Here is a 19,278-nt window from a genome sequence, read left to right on the forward strand (position 1 = left end):
AGAGAGTAATGTCCGTTTTAGATCCTACATATGATGTAATCGTAGTTGGTGGAGGCCATGCCGGCAGTGAAGCAGCAGGAGCTGCGGCACAAATGGGAGCAAAAACCCTGCTGATTACCATGAACCTGGAAGCAATCGCTAAGATGTCTTGTAACCCGGCTATGGGTGGTGTAGCAAAAGGCCAGCTGGTAAGAGAGATTGATGCCCTGGGCGGTTTGTCCGGAATAGTAAGTGATGAATCCGGTGTACAATTCAGGATGCTCAATATGAGTAAAGGACCTGCAATGTGGAGTCCCCGATGCCAAAGTGATCGTATGTTATATGCGCAGAAAATGAGGGAGAAGCTCGAGGATAAAGAACACTTATTTTTCCGCCAGGATAATGTGGTCGATTTAATCTCAGAAAATGATAATGAGATTAAGGGCGTCGTTACCCAAACCGGACAAAAGTTTTATGCTAAGTCAGTCATTTTAACAACCGGTACTTTTGGAAACGGACTAATTCATATCGGCGAAAGTAATTATGGTGGGGGCAGGTCCGGGGAAAGAGCCTCCATTGGAATCTCTGCTGCTCTTGAGAAGCTTGGCTTTGAAGTAGGCAGATTAAAGACCGGAACACCTCCTCGAGTGGATGGCAGAACCGTAGATTACTCTCAACTGGAAGAACAGTTTGGGGATGAACACCCTACGGCTTTTTCTTTTCTGACAGAATCATTGCCTTCCTTAGAAGAGCAAATGTCTTGCTGGATTGGATATACCAATGAAGAGGTGCATGAGGTTTTGAAAGAAGGGTTCGATCGGAGCCCGATGTTTAATGGTCGGATTAAATCCATTGGTCCTCGTTACTGCCCAAGTATAGAAGATAAGATTAATCGCTTCGCAGATAAAGACCGTCACCAGTTGTTTCTGGAGCCTGAAGGGTGGAATACGTATGAGATGTACTTAAATGGGTTTTCGACTTCCCTCCCTGAAGATGTTCAGTACAAGGCGTTGAGAACAATTCCCGGTTTTGAAGAGGTGATTATGATTCGGCCCGGATATGCCATAGAGTATGATTATTTCCCACCCCATCAAATCCGGCGCTCATTAGAGACTAAATCAGTCAAAGGTCTTTTCTTTGCCGGTCAGATTAACGGAACCACCGGCTACGAAGAAGCTGCTTGCCAGGGATTGATGGCCGGAATCAATGCAGCTCTTAATGTACAAGAGAAGGAGCCGTTAGTTCTGCAAAGGTCTGAGGCATACATCGGGGTTTTGATTGATGACCTAATAAACAAGGGTACTGAAGAACCGTACCGGATGTTTACATCACGAGCTGAGCACAGAATTTTGCTCCGCCAGGACAATGCCGACCTCCGCTTAACAGAGATTGGCCATCGAATAGGGCTGGCTTCCGATAAAAGAATGCAGCGAGTAGAGAAGAAGAAAGAAGCGATTAATAAGCTCGATGACATAATTAAGGATTATACCGTCTATCCGGATAAAATGGACCCAATGCTAGAAAGTAAGAACAGCTCGACGATGAACCAACCCATGAAGGCAGAGAGAATATTGCTCAGGCCTGAGGTTTCTCTGCTGGACATGATGGATTATGATGAAGAGCTTGCCCGAGAGATAAGAGGGGTAAGCGACAACAAAGAAGTGCTGGATCAGATAGAGATTCAAATTAAGTATGCCGGGTATATAGAGAAAGAGTTTGAAATGGTAAAAGAGATGGAGAAACAGGAAAACATGCCTATACCGGAACAGGTTGAATATACAAGCATCAAAAGTCTTTCTACTGAGGGGGCACAAAAACTTTCCAAGATACGCCCCGAGACGATAGGTCAGGCAAGCAGAATAAGCGGAGTGTCTGCCAGCGACCTCTCCGTGCTTATGATCTATCTTAAGAACTAATTTGTTTCACGTGGAACATCAAATTTTAAGAACCCCACTATCCAAAAAGAAGGCGCAAGGGGCTCGGCTTTTATTCGATACACACAAAGAAAAGCTTGAAGACTATGTGGATCGCCTGCTGTGGTGGAATAATAAAATCAACCTGGTGAGCCGGGGCGTTTCACGTGAAACTATAAAGAAGCACATTGAGCATTCGTTGGTATTAACGCAATCTGATTGGTTTTTGCAGGCAAATAAGGTCATAGATTCGGGTACAGGCGGGGGGTTGCCGGGTATTCCTTTGGCTATTTGCGGCAATGAAAAGCATGTGCACCTGAATGATATAGTGACAAAGAAAATAATGGCCTGTAAAAACATGGCCTCCGGATTAAGCCTGAACAATGTATCATCAAGCTCTCACTCCATTGAAAAGGCAGGCTTTGCCGGGGATGAGTTATTGGTCTCTAAACATGCCTTTAAGATTGGCGATTTGTGTAAAATGCTCGAGCCAAAGAAGTGGAAAAGAATAATTCTTCTTAAGGGTGGGGAAGAGGTGGGGAATGAGGTGGTGGATGTTGCAGAACCCCTAAGCATAAATGTTATCGATTTGATGCCAGGATTTGGAGACGAGTTTTATAAAGGAAAAGCAATGGTAGAAATTTCAAGAAGACAGTAGTAATGAATAGCTCAGAAAGAAGACTGAAATTGATGCTTTTGCTTCAACAGCCGGGTAAACGATTAACAGTAGATGAACTGGCTGAGCGGTTTGATGTAAGCAGAAGGACTATATTCAGAGACTTTAATGCACTACAAGAAATTAACGTGCCGGTTACCTGGGACCGTTATTCCGGTTATGGTTTGATTGAAGGATATAAGGTTCCTCCTCTGATGTTTACTTCGAAAGAGCTTGCAACCATCATGGTTGGGCTGAATTTTGTTAAATCTCAGGTGGATCAGGGCCTGGTGGAAGATGCCAAAGGAGTAGAGGTAAAAATTAAGAATGTACTCCCAAATGAATTGAAAGAGTTCATGACTTCGCTGGAGGGAAGAACGATAGTTGATCCCTACCTAAGGTTTGGCGGCGAGAAGAAAAAAGGAGGGAGTTGGTATCTCATAAGCAGCGCCATTGCTCAACAAAAAAGACTGCAATTTGAGTACACGACAAAATCCGGAGAGGCGGGGGTTCGAAAAATTGACCCGTATATTTTAGTTTTTTACCAGGATCACTGGAATGTGATTGGAAAATCTCACCTTCGTGGTGAAATCAGAAATTTTATACTGGAAAAGGTGGAAGAGGTAAAAATCTTAGATGAAAAATACCACCTTAACAACGACTTGGACGTAGAGGCCCTTATTTTCCGGTCTGAGGCGAGTTCTCAATCAATAATACTACAGGTCAAAAAAGAAGATATAGCGCGTCTGGAGGCGAATTTACCGGCTAAAATAATTAAGAAAAACCATGTAAATTCTGAATTTTTTAAGGTGTGCTTTGATTTCGATAATTTGGACTTTATAAACGAGTGGCTTCTTCAGTTTGGGAAAAAAGTGAAAATTGAAGAACCTGAAGAGTTGGTTGAGAAAAGAGAGAAGCTGCTCCGCGAAATGCTGGGTAACTAAGTATCCCAAAATATCAGATACTAAAAAAGGGCTTCAGTATTGAAGCCCTTTTTATTTTAATTTAGTAAAGAAGTTGAGGGTTAATCTTCGTCGTCCTCATCTCCTTCCTCTTCGTTCACTACACGGGTTACGGCTGCAATAGCGCCATCAGAATCAAGGCGCATGATACGAACACCCTGAGTGTTTCTGCCCATAGTTCGGATGCCTCCGCAATTCATTCGGATAACTTTACCGCGCTCCGTGATAATCATAAGATCATCCTGATCGGTTACTTCTTTAAGCGCAATCAAGTCACCTGTTTTCGGAGTTATCTTAAGTGTAATCACACCCTTACCACCTCTGGATTGTTCTCTGTAATCATCTACAAGAGAACGTTTACCATATCCATTTTCAGACATAGCAAGTACAGTGGCTTCGTGTGCATTTCGGATCACGACCATATCAACGATTTCACCGTTCTTGCCTAAGCTCATGCCCTTCACTCCGGAAGTGTTTCGCCCCATTTCGCGGACGTCCTCTTCGTGGAACCGGATGGCACGGCCGTTTTTATTGGCAAGAATAATCTGGCTGTCGCCATCGGTTAGCTCGGCTGCAAGTAAGCTGTCGCCCTCCTTAATATTGATGGCAATAATTCCATCACGACGAGGTCGACTGTAAGCTTCAAGAGTTGTTTTCTTAACAAGTCCGTCTTTAGTAGCCATGATGATGGAGTGATTATTAATGTACTCTTCCTCATCAAGTGTCTTAACCGGAACAAAGGCTTTGATAGAGTCATCTTTGTCAAGCTCAATGAGATTCACAATAGCGCGGCCCCTTGCGAGTCGGCCACCTTCCGGAATTTCATAAACCTTCAACCAGTAACACATTCCCTTTTCAGTGAAGAACAGAATATAGTTATGGGTGGTAGCTACAAATAAATGTTCTACATATTCCTCATCCCGGGTGGTTGTTCCCTTCATTCCTTTACCACCACGCCGCTGTCGGCGATAACCGCTGACGGGCATTCGCTTGATAAAGCCTTTGTTTGAAATGGTTACGACTACATCTTCGTCAGCAATCATGTCTTCAATGCTGAAGTCGTCGGCGGAGTGAACAACTTGTGTTCTTCGTTCATCACCATAACGCTTCTTCAGGTCGGCAAGCTCTTCTTTGATAATGGCTGTTTGCTTGTCGCGGTTTGTGAGAATTTCCCGGTAGTCTGAAATTTTGTCGATAATCTCTCTGTACTCACCATCGATTTTCTCACGCTCCAGTCCGGTAAGCTTTTGAAGACGCATGTCCAGAATAGCTTTGGCCTGAATATCGGTGAGGGCAAACTTCTTGCGCAACTCTACATTTGCCTCTTGTGGACTGTTTGACGCACGAATGGTTTTGATGACCTCGTCAAGATTATCCAGCGCAATCTTAAGTCCTTCAAGAATATGAGCCCGGGCTTCCGCCTGGTCGAGATCGTACATCGTGCGGCGAATAATAATATCCACTCGATGTTCTACAAAGTGATAAATAAGCTCTTTAAGATCCATCACTTTAGGACGTCCCTTAACAAGCGCCAGGTTAATCACTCCAAAAGTAGTCTGCATCTGAGTGTACTTGTACAATTGATTGAGTACAACTCCGGCGTTTGCAGATCGTTTGAGGATGATGACAATTCGAATACCCTCGCGGTCAGATTCGTCTCTGACCTCAGATATCTCAGTGATTTTCTCGTCGTTAACAAGAGAAGCAATCTTTTGAATCAGGGTACTCTTGTTAACCTGGTATGGAATTTCTGTAATTACAATTTGTTCACGGTTTCCGCGCAATTCTTCTGTATTGGCACGGGCACGAAGAGTAATTTTACCACGGCCGGTTTCATACGCTTCTTTTACTCCTTCATAACCATAGATAATGCCTGCGGTTGGGAAGTCAGGAGCTTTTATGTGTTGCATCAACTCCTTAATCTCAATATCAGGATTGTTGATATATTCAGTAACCCCATCAATAACTTCCGTCATATTATGTGGCGCCATGTTGGTTGCCATACCTACGGCAATACCTGAGGCACCATTCAGCAGCAAGTTCGGAAGCATACTTGGAAGAACCGTAGGCTCCTCAAGTGTATCATCAAAGTTGGAGGAATAATCAACAGTTTCCTTATTGATATCAGAAAGCAATTCTTCGGAGAGCCGATCCATACGAACTTCTGTATAACGCATAGCCGCCGCGCTGTCACCATCAATGGAGCCGAAGTTACCCTGGCCGTCTACAAGCGGATATCTGAGGGAAAAGTCCTGAACCATTCGAACAATGGAATCATAAACGGCGGTGTCACCGTGAGGGTGATACTTACCAAGAACCTCACCAACAATACGAGCACTTTTCTTATAGTTACGGTTATGAAGCATTCCGAGATCGTTCATCCCGTAAAGTACTCTTCGGTGAACGGGCTTCAATCCATCCCGAACATCAGGAAGAGCCCTTGATACAATAACCGACATCGAATAATCGATGTAGGACGATTGCATTTCGTCTTCTATAGTAATAGGTATAATTTTTTCTCTGGCCATAAATCAGGTAGTAAAAAAGGTTAGTCTGTATTCAGATTAATTAGATCAAATATCGATGTTGGCGTACTTGGCGTTCCGCTCGATGAACTCACGGCGAGGTTCCACATCTCCTCCCATCAGGGTTGAGAAGAGCTTGTCGGCTCCTGCAGCACTTTCAACATTTACCTGCTGAAGTGTCCGTGTTTCCGGATCCATCGTGGTTTCCCAAAGCTGTTCGGGGTTCATCTCACCAAGACCCTTATAGCGAGAAACGTCAAACTTCTTTCGGGTCTTTTTGAGCTCTTTCACCATCTTATCACGGGTTTCGTCATCCCACGCATATTCCAGATCTTTACTGGTCGTGATTCTATATAATGGAGGAGTGGCTATATATACAAAGCCATTTTCGATGAGCGGGCGCATGTAACGATAGAAAAAAGTTAACAGCAGTGTTCGAATATGAGAACCGTCCACATCGGCATCCGTCATAATGATGATTTTGTGATATCGGAGCTTATCCAGCTCAAAGTCCTCATCTCCGTGACCAACACCGGTACCCAGTGCCGTAATCATGGCCTGAATTTCTTTGTTCTCCAAGATTCGGTTAATCTTGGCTTTTTCAACATTCAGGATTTTACCTCTTAAAGGAAGAATAGCCTGAAAACTACGGTTCCGCCCCATTTTTGCAGAACCACCCGCAGAGTCACCCTCAACAAGATACACTTCACTGTGTTCGGGATCTTTAATAGAGCAATCGGCTAATTTACCCGGGAGGCCGCCACCACTCATAACGCTCTTTCGCTGAACGAGTTGGCGTGCTTTTCTGGCAGCTTCACGAGCCTCAGCAGCAAGAACAACCTTTTCAATTACTTTCTTAGCTGCTTTTGGGTTCTGTTCCAGGTACTCATTCAGCTGATCATACACCACAACTTCAACAGCACTTTGGACTTCAGAATTACCAAGCTTGGTTTTCGTCTGTCCCTCAAACTGAGGTTCGGCAACTTTAACACTTAGTACGGCCGTCATTCCTTCCCGGAAATCTTCCCCGGAAATAGAAATTTTACTCTTGGATTTGATGAGGTTGTTCTTTTCAGCATATGATTTTAAAGAACGGGTTAAAGCTCTTCGGAATCCGGAAACATGAGACCCGCCTTCACGGGTATTAATGTTGTTTACATAAGAATGCACGTTTTCACTGAAAGAGCTATTGTACTGAATAGCTATTTCAACAGGTACATTGTCGATTTCACCGGTTATATAAATAGGTGTGGTAAGCATCGATTCGCGGTGCTCGTCAAGGAAATCAACAAAATCCTTCACCCCGCCTTCATAGTGATAAACTTCTTTTTTAAGATCTTCATCCTCTTCGCGTTCGTCAACCAGTTCGATCGTTACTTCGGGATTCAGAAACGCAAGTTCTCTCATTCGCTCTGCAATAATGTCGAACTTGAACTCAACGGTTTGAGTGAAAATGGTAGGATCGGGAGTGAATGAAATCTTGGTCCCGGTTTCTTTCGTTTTTCCTTTAACAGAAAGAGGAATGGTGGTTTTTCCCTGTTCAAATTCCATTACATGAATTTCGCCATCCCGGTGAATTTCAGCACGGAAGTTCGTGGCCAGTGCATTCACACAACTAACACCAACACCGTGGAGCCCACCAGATACCTTATAAGTATCCTTATCAAACTTACCGCCGGCATGCAGTTTGGTAAGTACAACTTCCACGGCCGGAATACCTAGCTTCTCGTGAGTGTCTACCGGAATACCACGACCATTATCCTGAATGGTCATGGAACCGTCTTCATTTATAGTTACAATGATATGATCACAATAGCCTGCAAGCGCTTCATCAATGGAGTTATCAACCACCTCATTAATTAAGTGGTGAAGGCCGCGCTGACCTGTATCCCCAATATACATTGCAGGGCGTTTTCGTACCGCTTCAAGACCCTCCAAAACCTGTATGTTTGACGCCTTGTAGTCGGAACCTTGTTTTTTTGCCATAATTATGGAGTGATAGCTTTGTAAGATGAGTTTATTGACGCCTGAAAATAGAGCTTACACAAGCAAAATCAAAAAAAGGAAGGGTTTTTGCTGAAAATATTAGAGCTGTCGTTTCTGGGGTTAAATCCCCATTAAGAAAAGCGGTTGTGAATGTGGATAATTTGGGAAAATGTTAATAATTAGAATTTTCATCGCTAAACCCGTTGAACTTTGATGATTATACTTCTATCTTTGGTGTCTATTTTCATTACGAATTAACGGATTACAACGATGTCGCGAAAAGACGATATTACAGGTAAAGGAGCTTTGAACGGGTACCGTTCTTCCAAGTCAAATAATAAGACAAAACATCGCTTTCAATTGAACTTGCAAAAGCGACGTTTTTACGTTCCGGAAGAAGATAAATGGGTAACCCTCAAAGTTTCTGCGAAAACTGTCAGAACAATTAACAAGAAAGGAATTTCTGCGGTATTGAAAGAGGCGCGGAAAAAAGGAACTCTTATAAAAGAAGTGTAGAAAAATGGCAAAAGGAAACAGAGTTCAGGTGATTTTAGAGTGTACCGAAAAACCCGGTTCATCTCGTTATGTTACGACTAAAAACCGAAGAACAACTACGGATCGACTTGAACTAAAAAAATACAACCCGGTTCTTCGTAAACACACCGTTCACAAAGAAATTAAATAACCAGAGTTATGGCTAAGAAGCAATCATTTGGACAAGAAGCATTACAAGCGAAAGCGGCTCACCGCAAAATGGCAAAGGTTATCATTTCTACCAAGAACGATAAAGGCAAATACGCCTACAAAGAAGTGATGATTGATCAGGAAAATGTGAAAGAATTTATTCAGCAAAATAAAGCCTGATAGATACTACATTCATAATGAATAGTTAAGGTTACGCAATTATGATTGTGTAACCTTTTTTTTTGGTTATTTTCAGCGACGGAGGAAGTTACTATGACGATTAAAGAACAGATTATTTCAGACATCAAGGATGCGATGAAAGCCAAACAGCAGGATAAGCTGCGGGTTTTACGCTCTTTGAAGGCAAAGCTGATGGAAAAAGAAATAAGCGAACGGCAAGGCGGTGAAGCAAAACTCACCGATGAGCAGGCCGTTGAAGTGCTGATGAAAGCTGCCAAGCAGCGTAAAGAATCCATTGAGCAGTTTGAAGAAGGAGGCAGAGAAGATCTGGCCGAGAATGAAAAAAAGGAGCTGAAAATTATAGAAGCTTACCTCCCGGAAATGATGGGCGAAGATGAAGTCCGCAGTATAGTCAAAGAGAAAATAGAAGCCCTTGGAGCCTCGGGCATGCAGGACATGGGCAAAGTGATGGGCCCTCTTATGGGGCAGTTGAAAGGCAAAGCAGATGGATCAATCGTAAGCCGAATCGTAAAAGAAGAACTCGGGGGATAGTGAATGCTGATCCTTGACCTGATTATTGCCACACCCATACTTTACTTTGGCTACAAAGGGGCTGTAAATGGATTGGTAAAAGAAGTGCTCAATATTGTAGCAATTATACTAGCGGTTTTCCTGACCTTTAATTACCTGGATGCCTTTACCGGCATCATAGCACCGCTTTTTGAAGAGGGGACTTCATACGTGCCGTTTGTATCAGGTGCTATCCTGTTTATAGGCACCATCGGTATTGTTGCTTTGATAGCGTATGGCACCAAAGAGCTTTTGAAAGCAGTTAAACTAAGCATGGTAAATCGAATTTTGGGTGCTACCTTTGGCGCCCTGAAAAGCGGACTGGTAGTAAGTGCCGTACTGCTGCTTTTAGCGGGTTTTAATGTACCGGGTGAACAAGCCAGAAATGAATCCTATTTATACCCCTATGTGATTTACCTGGCTCCCTTAACCTACAATGGTGTGGCCCTGGTGTATCCGGGCGCCGAAAATTACACCGAAACGCTGAAGGCAAACATCAGTGATCACAATCCCTTAGAAAACATTCCATTTTTAAACGATAATACAGATAACTAAATGTCATTTTTACCTGTTGAGGAACAACTTGAAATCATCCGTCGTGGTACGATAGAAATTGTTCCTGAAGAAGAACTCATTAAAAAGCTCAAGAAATCAAAAAAGGAAAACAAGCCCCTGAAAATTAAGCTGGGGGTAGATCCAACCCGGCCCGACTTACATTTAGGTCATTCTGTTATTCTTCGGAAAATGAGGCAGTTCCAGGATTTGGGGCATGAAGTTATTCTCATTATCGGAGGATTTACCGCCATGATCGGGGATCCAACCGGTCAGAACAAAACCCGCCCGCCACTCACAATGGAAGAGGTTAAGGAAAATGCCCAAACCTATATTGAGCAGGCCAACAGCATTTTAGATGAAAGCAAACTCACCCTTACCAACAATTACGACTGGCTGGGTGAGATGGATTTTATGGATGTCATCAAGCTATCGTCAAAACTGACGGTTGCCCGAATGATTGAGCGTGATGATTTCTCCAAGCGGTTTGAGAATAATGAGCCGATTTCTTTGCATGAGTTTCTGTATCCGCTGGCACAAGGTCAGGATTCTGTTCACCTGAAGTCAGATGTTGAGTTGGGAGGAACGGATCAGAAATTTAACCTGCTTGTAGGCAGACAACTTCAGAAAGAAGATGGCCAGGACCCGCAGGTTTGCCTGATGATGCCTTTGCTTGTAGGTACCGATGGTTCGGCAAAAATGTCTAAATCCTACGATAACTACATTGGGATTAATGAAGAGCCGAATGATATGTACGGTAAAGCCCTGTCCATTCCGGACGATCTGATTTACACCTACTACGAGTTGGTTACCGATGTGGAAACAGCGCAGCTTCCGGCGATCAAAGAGAAGATTGAGAAGGACCCGCGAAATGCTAAGCACGACCTGGCTTTCACTATTGTGCGTATGTACCACGGGGAGGAAGCTGCCAAGGGGGCAAAAACACACTTTGAGCAAACAGTAATTAACAAGGAAGTTCCGGATGATGCCCCTGAATTTTTCTTCGAAACCGGTGAGGAAATTCGCCTACTGGATATTGTGGCTGAGACGGGGTTCTCCCCAAGTAATGGGGAAACCAAGCGTATGATTAAGCAGGGTGGCATCAGTATTGATGATGAAAAAGTGACAGATAAAAATCACTCCATCACCTTTTCAGAAGGAGATGAATTTGCCCTGAAAGTAGGAAAAAGAAATTTCGGAATTTTAAAAGCAAAATAAGCCGGCTTGACAAAAATCAGTTCATACAATGTAAACGGTATCAGAGCCGCTCACCGCAAAGGGTTTGTGGATTGGGTGGGAGAAAGCGATCCGGATATTATTTGCATACAGGAACTTCGGGCACTCGAGAATCAGGTTCCTGAAGAAGTAAAAGAGCTGGGGTATCATGAATACTATCATGTAGCCGAAAAGAAAGGATATTCCGGGGTGGCTATTTACTCAAAAGAGAAGCCGAAGAAAATTGAAGAGGGAATCGGTGTTGACTGGATTGACAGTGAAGGCCGGGTGATCATGGCCGAGTATGACAGCTTCAGAGTATTCAGCATTTATGCTCCCAGCGGAACCACCGGAGACATTCGGCAGGATATGAAAATGGACTTCCTGGATAACTTCATCCGTTTTGGAAAAAAGTTTGCTGAAGATGACAAGCCCTCGGTTTTTTGTGGGGACTTTAATATTTGTCACACCGAAATAGACATTCATAATCCGGATAAGCAACATAAGACGTCCGGTTTTCTGCCTGAAGAACGGGCCTGGGTAACGGATTTCCTTGAGGTTGGATATAATGATGTATTCAGAAGGATTCACCCCGGAAAAACAGACCTGTATAGCTGGTGGAGTTATCGCGCTGCTTCCAAAGAAAGGAATAAAGGCTGGAGAATTGATTATCATTTGGCGACCAATGCATTAGCTGAAAAAGCAAAGGTGGCTGAAATAGAAAAAAAATGGGATATTTCGGATCATGCTCCCGTCAGTGTTGTATATGATGTATGAGCGAACAATGCCACCCTGCATAAAGTTTTGACTTCACGAAATAGGTGAGACACAATGGGAACACATTACGACGGTACGGACGAAGAAAAGTCGACACTTAACGCGTTTATCAAATTAATGCGAGCCTCAGAAAGCTTGAACGGCCGTCTTTCCCGCCACTTATCAGATGCCAATCTTACCGTTAGTCAGTTCGGAACCCTTGAAGCACTACTGCATCTCGGTCCACTAAATCAGAGAGAACTTGGCCAAAAGCTATTAAAAAGCGGAGGTAACATAACCCTGGTGATCGACAATCTTCAAAAAAACGGCCTGGTTGAAAAGAAAACGGACCCGAATGATCGCCGGGCTGTTATCATCAGCTTAACTCAAAAAGGGAGATCTTTTATAGAAGAACTCTTTCCTCAACACCTGGACAAAATCAAAGAAGAGTTCAGATGCCTCAGCATGAAAGAAAGAGAACAACTGGCCGGCATTTGTAAGAAGCTGGGCCAAAAACCGGAATAAGGGTTCTTAAGAAAAGTATAAAACGGCGATCTGCAACTCAGCAGACTATCCTTTCACTGACTCATAAATATAATAGGGCGGGATGTTCTTCCAGCAAAAGTCGGTGGTATAATTGTTGAAGACCTCAGTCAATGGTTTTTTAAGGTGCCCCGATGTTTGATAAGCAAGGAAGGAGCCGTCTTCCCTTAACACCTGTTGGGTTTTTCCGAGAATATCGATTTTCATATCCCAGTCAAAAAAGGAAAAGGGGATACCGGAGACCACGTGATCAACAGCCCCGATAACTTCTTCGGGAAGGAGGTTCATTATCTCTTCCACGCTTTCATGGAAAACGGTAATTCGTTCATCCTGAATTTCGCTCAGTTCTCTGTAAAAATTATCGTTGGTTTCGAATACAAAAAGCCGGGCATCAGGGCTCATTTTCTTCAGGAAATGCTTGGTGAAAACACCGGTTCCGCCTCCATATTCCACAATGGTTTTTGTGGTGGTGAAGTCGATATGCTCGCATAGTTTACGCACACAGTATTTGGAAGAAGGAGTTATAGAAGCAACGTCTTTATCGGTTGCAAATGATTTTAAAAACGTTAGTGTGTTTTTCATTGGTTGCTATAATTCTTGTTCTAATTGTGCTATTTGATCCCGAATACGAGCCGCTTCCTCGAACTCCATGTTCTTGGCTGCGTGAACCATGGTTTCGCGAAGGTGCTCAATAAGCTTGTCTTTGCTTTCGAAGGTAACCTCCTTCATCGCCGGGCTGGCTTTATACTGAATGCCATCCTCAGCAACTTTCACCACCTCGAGGGCTTCTTCATCGGCCTCCTCGTCTTTGCTTGCAAAGTCAAAACTTTGATTTGAAATTAGTGCCGGATCAACCAAAGGTTTCAATTCTTTTTTAATGGTCTCGGGCGTAATTCCATGCTTCTCATTGTATTCTTCCTGTAGCTTCCGTCGCCGTCTGGTTTCATCCACCACTTTCTGTATGCTATTTGTAATTTTATCGGCATACAAAATAGCCTTTCCGCCGACATTACGTGCTGCACGTCCAACGATCTGGAATAACGAAGTTTCCGATCTCAGGAATCCTTCCTTATCCGCATCCATGATGGCCACCAGGCTGAGTTCAGGAATATCAATTCCCTCACGCAACAAGTTAATGCCTACAAGTACATCAAAATCTCCGCGGCGGAATTTATATAAAACTTCGATTCTTTCAAGAGCATTTAACTCGCTGTGCATATAAGCGGCACTGATGCCCAGGTTTTTCAGGTACTCACTGAGCTCTTCACTTAATCGTTTAGTCAGCGTAATTACAAGCACACGCTCTTTCTTCTCTACCTTCTCCTGAATTTCTGCCAGCAGATCATCCACCTGATTGCCTAATGGCCGGATTTCGATTTCAGGTTCCATAAGTCCGGTTGGACGAATGATTTGTTCGGTGTAAACGCCACCTGATTTCTCCAGCTCATAATCGCTGGGTGTAGCACTTACAAATATAGCCTGATTGATTAACCCTTCCCACTCATCAAAAGTAAGAGGCCGGTTATCAAGAGCAGAAGGAAGGCGAAACCCATGCTCAACCAATTCCACTTTACGGGATCGGTCACCCCCATACATAGCTGAAATCTGCGGGACAGTCTGATGGCTTTCATCAACCACCAAAAGAAAGTCATCGGGGAAATAATCGAGCAGGCAATAGGGGCGTTCGCCGGGTTTGCGGGCACTTAAATAGCGGGAATAATTCTCGATACCTGAGCAATAGCCAATCTCCTGAATCATCTCAATATCAAAGAGGGTGCGCTGCTCGATACGTTTAGCTTCCAGAAATTTTTCTTCATCAATTAAAACTTGTCGTCGCCATTCAAGCTCTTCCCTGATTTGTTCAATAGACTGCTCAAGGCGTGATTTAGACGTTACATAGTGTGAGGCTGGATAGACCCGAAACTCATCAACAGAATCATGAACGGTGCCATCATTGACGTCAAAAAGATGTAGGGACTCAATTTCATCACCCCATTGAGTAATTCGTAGACCCTCATCCGAATAAGCCGGATACACGTCAATCACATCACCCCGCACCCGAAAAGTACCGCGTTTAAAATCCAGGTCGTTTCGATTGTAATGGAGATCCACTAAATCATACAGGATAGTATTCCGGGGAATTTCCTGTCCTTTTTTAAGGGTAAGAATCAGCTTTTCATATTCTGAAGGAGAGCCGATACCAAAAATACAACTTACAGAGGAAACAATGATCACATCCCGGCGCCCGGAAAGTAAGGAACTGGTTGCCCGCAGCCTCAGTCGTTGAATCTCCTCATTAATGGACAAATCTTTTTCGATGTATTTATCCTGCGTAGAGATATAGGCTTCCGGCTGATAGTAATCATAATAGGAGATAAAAAACTCAACACGGTTCTCCGGAAAGAAGTCGCTGAGCTCCCGGTAAAGCTGAGCGGCCAGTGTTTTGTTGTGGCTCATCACCAGGGTTGGTTTCTCCACATTTTCAATCACATTGGCAACGGTTCTCGTTTTTCCGGAGCCGGTAATCCCAAGCAGGGTCTGGAATTTGTCGCCCGCATTGATGCCCTCCGTAAGTTCGGCAATGGCAGTGGGCTGGTCGCCCGCGGGTTCGTAAGGTGAGTGAAGTTTAAATTGAGCCATAATTAGCTTTTAAAGGTACAAACTGTAACGTAACTTAGGAAACAAGAACCGTGAAAAATTAATGCCATCAATCACTAAAGCACGAACAGGCTTTAAGCATTCCAATTGTGCGTTAATAGTAATTCGTTTATTGTTAATCGTGTTCTCTACAACAGAAGTAACCGGGGTTAACCAAAACGATTACACGAATAACTAAAAAACGAAAAGAAGTATGTCCCACCGACATAAAGATTTAGAATCGCCCCGAAAACGAATAGATGAAATTGACGAGCAAATCCTGGACTTACTCTCCGAGCGGGGTGAAATAGTTCGGGATGTCATCAAACGAAAAGTTGAAAATCAGCTGCCCGTTTTTGTGCCGGCCAGGGAAGAGGAGAAGTCGAAAGCATTCAAAGAGCTTGCCAAAAATAAAGGTATTGACCCGGAATGGGCTGAAGACTTTCTGCGCATGATCATGACGGCCTCGCGGGCTACGCAATCGCAGGAAACCTTTCCCATTGCTACTGAAGAACCCAAGCATATTCTGTTTATAGGTGGTGAAGGCGGAATGGGAAATCTGTATAAGCGAATGGCCGATCAAACCGGGCATACAACCTATTCCATAGACAAAAAGAACTGGCATGAGTTGGAAGAAATGTCGCCAAAGCTGGACATGGTTATTGTTACCGTTCCAATCAACGTAACGGAAAGTGTGATTGAAAGGCTGGGTGGGCGGCTGAAAAAAGAAACCATTCTGGCCGACTTCACCAGTAACAAATCAAACCCTATCCAGGCGATGCTGGAAGCACATGAAGGTCCGGTTGTTGGATTACACCCCATGCACGGCCCGGATGTTCAGAATTTGTCCAAGCAGCTGATGGTATTTTGTGATGCACGGGATGGTGAGCAGGCTAAATGGTTTCAGGACCAATGCGAGCTTTGGGGAATGCGGGTAATACATGCCGACCCGGAAAAGCACGATCATGTGATGCACCTGGTTCAGGGATTAAGACACTTTGTGGCTCTGCTGCACGGTTCGTTCATGGAAGAGTATGATCTGAAACCGGCCGATATGCTCGACTACTCATCGCCAATTTACCGGGCAGAATTAATGATGACGGGGCGGATTTTTGCTCAGGATGCCGAGCTGTATGCAGACATTGTATTTGCCAATAAAGAGCGCCGTGACTTACTGCTAAAGTTCTTTGATCATCACAAGAAACTGGTGCAAATGGTAGAAAAAAATGACCGGCAAGGATTCATTAAAGAGTTTGAAGGGGTGACTGACTTCTTTGGAAAGTTTGCGACCCAAGCACTTAACGAGAGTGGATATTTAATAAACCGCCTGGCAGACCGTTTTGCTTAAAATCGGTTTTATTCACATAGATTTGTGATATTTACAGAAGAAACAGAAAACTATCAGTAAAGTAGAGATGAAAAATTTATTACCGCTTACCGTATTAAGCCTTTTACTATTTTCCGGGATTGCAACAGCTCAGGATCAGCCTGCGCTGAAAATTAATAGCATTGAAAGTACATCTGTTCAAAAAGCATCAGATGATGTTGCAGATAAAACCTATTTCAGTTTAAGTGAAGACGTTCTGGAGAGCGATCAATTTGCAGAAGGGGTTATTTTTGAGTTGGAGACAGCCAGAAATCAGATTGATGTATTGAGGCTTGTTAAAAAAAGATCTTATAGACCCGGCATTACTTCATACATGGCAGCTGATGTCGATAACCCGGAGAACAAGTTTTCCTTTTCATATGGAAATGGTCGTCTTGTGGGTATATATCACGAGAATCATACCAGCACTGTCATGTTTGCGGTAGACCAGGAAATTGGGGAGCCTTTTTTAACCCGGAATAAGTCAGTGTTGGGACATGCAGAAGCTTGTGCTGTTCATGAAAGCGAGAGCTTAGATGATATCCCGTACTATAAAACCCGCCTTAATCAGGATAAAATGAGCCGCGCCAAACAAAAGAATGCGGTTAGTTTTGGAGCGCCGGCTTACGCCTCAGTTGAGGATAGCATTACCATCGACCTGATGCTTGTTTATACCGATAGCGCGGAGTCTTGGGCTAACAACTCCGGTTTTGGAAGTATCGACTTTGTATTGGCTCAGTCCATGAATTTATCGCAGACAGCCCTGGATAACAGTGAAACGCGCATTGAGTTACGGTTGGCCCATGTGCATAAAACTATTTACCGGGGAGATAACAACGAAGATATAGATGCCGGAACACATTTACGAAGGTTCACACAAGATGAAGACAATCCTTCTTTCGGACAGAATGACGAATATGATGGGTACATGGAAGAAGTGCACGATCTGAGAGATGAGTACGGAGCAGATCTTGTTGCACTTATTATGAGCGAGCCTAATACCGGAGGAATAGCCTGGGTATTAAATAATGTAGCTGGATCTCCGGTCAGAGGCTTTTCGGTAAACAGGGTTCAGCAAGTTGCATCCAATTATACCCTGATTCATGAGATTGGCCATAATATGGGGAACTCCCACTCCCGGACACAGTCATCGGCTGCTGCACGGGAAAGTGGTGCTCTGTTTCATTACTCCGTAGGGTTCCAAAACATTCAAGCGAGCTACGTAACGGTTATGGCATATAATGAGCCGGGTCAGCAGTTGCAGGAAGCTCCGATATTTGCCAGCCCGAATTTAACCTATAACGGTTCCAGAACGGGATCTGACGACAGAAATACTCCGGCAAACAGTGCACTAACGCTGAAGCAAATAAAAAGAGCTATCGCCGGATATCGGGCAACATTCGTTGATTCTCCGGTAGTTTCCGTCTCTACCGATCAGATTGAAGTAACCCTGAACCGTGAAGACGAGATTGCGGTACCATTCAGTATTTCAAATGCCGGCAACAGCGGGTTGGTTTGGGACATAGATTTTGACTTCCCGGGCCAAACCGTTGGCAAAGTGAACTCGGCTTCAAACCCTGAAAGCGATCTTAAGCCGGTATTGATAAAAGATCCGGTTAGAGCTCCGGCTAATTATTCGGTATATAACAATGAGGTTCGGAAAAAAAACCTGAATGAAGAGGTGCTTTACAGTACGTCTTTTGAAAACTTCCCTTCCGGAGAATTTGGAGGTTACAGAGAGTGGAGGTCGCTCACAAATACGGACTTTATCATTGAGACCGGTAATGCCAGCAATGGAAGTAGAAACCTCCGGTTAAGTTATGATCCAACTTCAGAAAACACACAATTTGTTGCAGCTCCGTTTTTCGGTTACCTGCCACTCGGCAACTATGAGCTTAGCCTCGACTTTAAGATTTCAGGTGCCGCTGCGCGATCGGAAACCTTCGACTTTTACATTTTTGATGGTAAGAATGGGCAGTTTTCGAGCGGTATTATTATATCAGATAGTACGCTTTATGCCGCCGGGTTAAATGAGAATGACCAACTGGTATTTTTTGGTACAAATGTGGTTATGACAGCTAATTCGTACGGAAACCTCAGAATTGTGTACAATACAGATGAGGAAGTAATTCAGTATTACTACAAGGGAAATATGATTTTAGAAACCGGGTTCCTCAGTGGAAAAACACCAAGCGAGCTACAGGTGGTACACAGGAATGAAGTGTCCGACACACATTTCGATGTTGATAATATTGAACTGAAGCAGCTGAGTAATCCATACAACTGGCTGTCGGTAAATAACATGAGCGGGGTAGCTTTTGAGGACAGCAGCAGTGATGCGGAATTGGTCTTTAACACCCGGGGCATTTCGGCTGGAACGTATGAAACGGTTCTTCAGGTAAGCACCAACGACCCGGAAAACAGGCTGATTGAAGTTCCTGTCACGCTGAATGTGAATCAGGAGGTTTCTAATGAAACAGAAGAGGTTCCTGAGCAGGTTACATTGCAGCAAAACTATCCTAACCCATTTAATCCTACTACAAGTATTCGATTTAACCTGAATCAGGCAAGTAAAGTGAAGCTGGATGTGTTTAATATTCAAGGGCAGAAGGTGGCGTCTCTTCTTAACGAGAACAGAAGATCGGGAGAGCATCAAATTACTTTTAACGCTCAGAACCTGTCCAGTGGAATTTACATTTACAGGTTACAAACCGGCGCCCAAACCCTAACCCGAAAAATGGTTCTGATTAAGTAG

The 19,278-nt window shown here is 43.8% G+C and carries 17 protein-coding genes; 13 read left to right on the forward strand and 4 right to left on the reverse strand.

Features of this window, described 5'->3' with window-relative positions:
* The first annotated feature begins 8 nt into the window (after positions 1–8).
* From mnmG to ABFW99_RS07270, 3 genes are read left to right on the forward strand one after another with little or no spacing between them, the layout of a single operon-like run.
* Positions 9–1,895: a tRNA uridine-5-carboxymethylaminomethyl(34) synthesis enzyme MnmG gene (gene mnmG / locus ABFW99_RS07260; RefSeq protein WP_349354850.1), complete on the forward strand. Its 1,887-nt coding sequence runs from the start codon at positions 9–11 to the stop codon at positions 1,893–1,895.
* A gap of 10 nt (positions 1,896–1,905) precedes the next feature.
* Positions 1,906–2,550, forward strand: coding sequence for an RsmG family class I SAM-dependent methyltransferase (locus tag ABFW99_RS07265; protein ID WP_349354851.1), 645 nt, complete (start codon positions 1,906–1,908; stop codon positions 2,548–2,550).
* A 2-nt stretch (positions 2,551–2,552) separates the two neighbouring features.
* Positions 2,553–3,491 (forward strand): helix-turn-helix transcriptional regulator, encoded by a 939-nt coding sequence (locus ABFW99_RS07270; protein WP_349354852.1) that lies wholly within the window; start codon positions 2,553–2,555, stop codon positions 3,489–3,491.
* 80 nt (positions 3,492–3,571) lie between these two features.
* On the opposite strand, the gene gyrA is transcribed toward ABFW99_RS07270, so the two are convergent.
* Both gyrA and gyrB read right to left on the reverse strand, forming a co-directional pair.
* Entirely contained in the window at positions 3,572–6,037 is a 2,466-nt protein-coding gene (gene gyrA, locus ABFW99_RS07275) for a DNA gyrase subunit A (protein WP_349354853.1), read from the reverse strand.
* Between the two features lie 45 nt (positions 6,038–6,082).
* On the reverse strand, positions 6,083–8,020 hold the full coding sequence (gene gyrB / locus ABFW99_RS07280; RefSeq protein ID WP_349354854.1) for a DNA topoisomerase (ATP-hydrolyzing) subunit B: 1,938 nt from the start codon (positions 8,018–8,020) through the stop codon (positions 6,083–6,085).
* A 270-nt stretch (positions 8,021–8,290) separates the two neighbouring features.
* Here gyrB and rpmB point away from each other — a divergent pair, with 270 nt between their 5' ends.
* The 8 genes from rpmB (at position 8,291) to ABFW99_RS07320 (ending at position 12,502) form a co-directional block, all read left to right on the forward strand.
* A complete protein-coding gene (gene rpmB, locus ABFW99_RS07285) occupies positions 8,291–8,536 on the forward strand; it encodes a 50S ribosomal protein L28 (protein ID WP_255134081.1) in 246 nt (81 codons plus the stop codon).
* 4 nt (positions 8,537–8,540) lie between these two features.
* A complete protein-coding gene (gene rpmG, locus ABFW99_RS07290; RefSeq protein ID WP_103664281.1) occupies positions 8,541–8,705 on the forward strand; it encodes a 50S ribosomal protein L33 in 165 nt (54 codons plus the stop codon).
* An 8-nt stretch (positions 8,706–8,713) separates the two neighbouring features.
* On the forward strand, positions 8,714–8,884 hold the full coding sequence (locus ABFW99_RS07295) for a DUF4295 family protein (protein WP_349354855.1): 171 nt from the start codon (positions 8,714–8,716) through the stop codon (positions 8,882–8,884).
* 93 nt (positions 8,885–8,977) lie between these two features.
* Positions 8,978–9,436 carry a GatB/YqeY domain-containing protein gene (locus ABFW99_RS07300; protein ID WP_349354856.1) on the forward strand — a complete coding sequence of 153 codons (459 nt, stop codon included), beginning with the start codon at positions 8,978–8,980 and terminating at the stop codon, positions 9,434–9,436.
* A gap of 3 nt (positions 9,437–9,439) precedes the next feature.
* Complete coding sequence (locus ABFW99_RS07305; RefSeq protein ID WP_349354857.1) at positions 9,440–10,009, forward strand: CvpA family protein; 570 nt, start codon at positions 9,440–9,442, stop codon at positions 10,007–10,009.
* Positions 10,010–11,224 carry a tyrosine--tRNA ligase gene (tyrS, locus tag ABFW99_RS07310; RefSeq protein WP_349354858.1) on the forward strand — a complete coding sequence of 405 codons (1,215 nt, stop codon included), beginning with the start codon at positions 10,010–10,012 and terminating at the stop codon, positions 11,222–11,224. It abuts the gene before it with no gap.
* A 6-nt stretch (positions 11,225–11,230) separates the two neighbouring features.
* Positions 11,231–11,998, forward strand: coding sequence for an exodeoxyribonuclease III (locus ABFW99_RS07315; RefSeq protein WP_349354859.1), 768 nt, complete (start codon positions 11,231–11,233; stop codon positions 11,996–11,998).
* Positions 11,999–12,052: 54 nt separating this feature from the next.
* Complete coding sequence (locus ABFW99_RS07320) at positions 12,053–12,502, forward strand: MarR family winged helix-turn-helix transcriptional regulator (protein ID WP_349354860.1); 450 nt, start codon at positions 12,053–12,055, stop codon at positions 12,500–12,502.
* A 45-nt stretch (positions 12,503–12,547) separates the two neighbouring features.
* On the opposite strand, the gene ABFW99_RS07325 is transcribed toward ABFW99_RS07320, so the two are convergent.
* Both ABFW99_RS07325 and uvrB read right to left on the reverse strand, forming a co-directional pair.
* Positions 12,548–13,102 (reverse strand): class I SAM-dependent methyltransferase, encoded by a 555-nt coding sequence (locus ABFW99_RS07325; protein ID WP_349354861.1) that lies wholly within the window; start codon positions 13,100–13,102, stop codon positions 12,548–12,550.
* A gap of 6 nt (positions 13,103–13,108) precedes the next feature.
* Entirely contained in the window at positions 13,109–15,160 is a 2,052-nt protein-coding gene (gene uvrB / locus ABFW99_RS07330) for an excinuclease ABC subunit UvrB (protein ID WP_349354862.1), read from the reverse strand.
* 211 nt (positions 15,161–15,371) lie between these two features.
* On the opposite strand from uvrB, the gene tyrA reads away from it, so the two are divergent.
* Positions 15,372–16,505, forward strand: coding sequence for a bifunctional chorismate mutase/prephenate dehydrogenase (gene tyrA / locus ABFW99_RS07335; RefSeq protein ID WP_349354863.1), 1,134 nt, complete (start codon positions 15,372–15,374; stop codon positions 16,503–16,505).
* Positions 16,506–16,572: 67 nt separating this feature from the next.
* Positions 16,573–19,278 carry a zinc-dependent metalloprotease gene (locus tag ABFW99_RS07340; RefSeq protein WP_349354864.1) on the forward strand — a complete coding sequence of 902 codons (2,706 nt, stop codon included), beginning with the start codon at positions 16,573–16,575 and terminating at the stop codon, positions 19,276–19,278.

Source organism: Gracilimonas sp. BCB1 (genome assembly GCF_040117685.2).
Taxonomy (GTDB): domain Bacteria; phylum Bacteroidota; class Rhodothermia; order Balneolales; family Balneolaceae; genus Gracilimonas.